The organism is Candidatus Fermentibacter sp., from assembly GCA_030373045.1.
GTDB lineage: Bacteria > Fermentibacterota > Fermentibacteria > Fermentibacterales > Fermentibacteraceae > Fermentibacter.
The window spans coordinates 1-1,140 of record JAUCPW010000045.1 but is presented as its reverse complement, the minus strand read 5'-3'; the positions used below and the strand labels follow the sequence as shown (position 1 = coordinate 1,140).

General features: G+C 67.4%; 2 protein-coding genes. Both read left to right on the top strand.

What is annotated here, in order from left to right; genetic code table 11:
- Window positions 1–384 (top strand): hypothetical protein (locus tag QUS11_07960; GenBank protein MDM7993232.1); only part of this gene is annotated, 384 nt, incomplete at its 5' end.
- Window positions 381–1,140, top strand: a 760-nt coding sequence (locus QUS11_07955) for a UvrD-helicase domain-containing protein (GenBank protein ID MDM7993231.1), incomplete at its 3' end; no start/stop codon positions are given. The genes QUS11_07960 and QUS11_07955, both read left to right, overlap by 4 nt.

The following is a 1,140-nucleotide window of genomic DNA, read 5'->3' as shown; positions in this document are numbered from 1 at the left end:
TGGGGCCGCGAGGGCGACCGGCGCAAGGAACTGGAGGACGGCGGCGCGCTCCAGCTCTCGATCTATGTAGCCCTGCTGAAACGCCCCCACTCGATAGGCTACTACATCACGAGCAGGCAGCGGCTTCTCGTGGCCGGCTCCCGCAGTTTCGACAGCGTGAGGATCGAGGGGCCCACGCCGGGCGAGGTCTGGGATGCCGCCCGGGAGGCTCTGGCCGGGCGCCTGGAGCAGTTCGGCAGAGGCCTGATTGAAGACACCTGCGCCCTTGCCGAAGGTTCGACACCCCCGAAGAACAGCGCGCTGGTCGAGGGCAGGCTCGTCATCGCCCCCAAGCCCGACTGGTCGCCATACGGCTTCATCAGCGGCGGGCTGGAGCAGTCGTGAACCCGGTAGGGATCATCACTGCGAGCGCTGGAAGCGGGAAGACCTACAGGCTTGCCGAAGAGCTGTTCAATGCCGTGAGCAGCGGCGAGGCTCGCCCCGAAGCCATCCTTGCCACCACTTTCACGGTGAAGGCGGCTTCGGAGCTGAAGCAGAGGGTCCGCGCGAAGCTACTCGCCAGGGGGCGTTCGGCCGAGGCCGAGAGGCTCGCGGCGGCCAGGTTCGGCACCGTGAACGCCGTCTGCGAGAGGCTTGTCAGCGACTACTCCTTCGAGCTGGGCCTTCCGCCCGGCATGGCCGTGCTCGACGAGGCTGTCGGTGACAGGATCGTGAAGAGGGTCATCTCCTCTGTGCTCACCCGTGAGGAGGACGACCTGGCGGCGAGGCTCGACCACGCATTCGGGGAATGGAAGTGGCAGGAGGTGGTCGGCAACCTCATCTCCCTCGCCAGATCGAACGGCATCGGGCCAGACGCCCTGCCGGAGTTCGCGGAGAGGAGCAGGGAGGGCTGCCTGGCCCTCCTCGGCGAGCCGGAGGCTGACGGCGCAGGGATCGAGAGGTCATTCGTCGAGGCCGCTGAGAGGTTCCTGAAGGAATATCCCTCGCTCGGAGACACCACCGGCACGACACGGGGAGTCGTCGACAAGCTGACCGGCCGTATCCGCACGCTGCGGAACGGGCAGCCCATACCCTGGAGCGAATGGGCGACAACCGCTTCGGCGGCTGTCGGCAAGGGGTCGCGCGATGCCTTCGCACCCG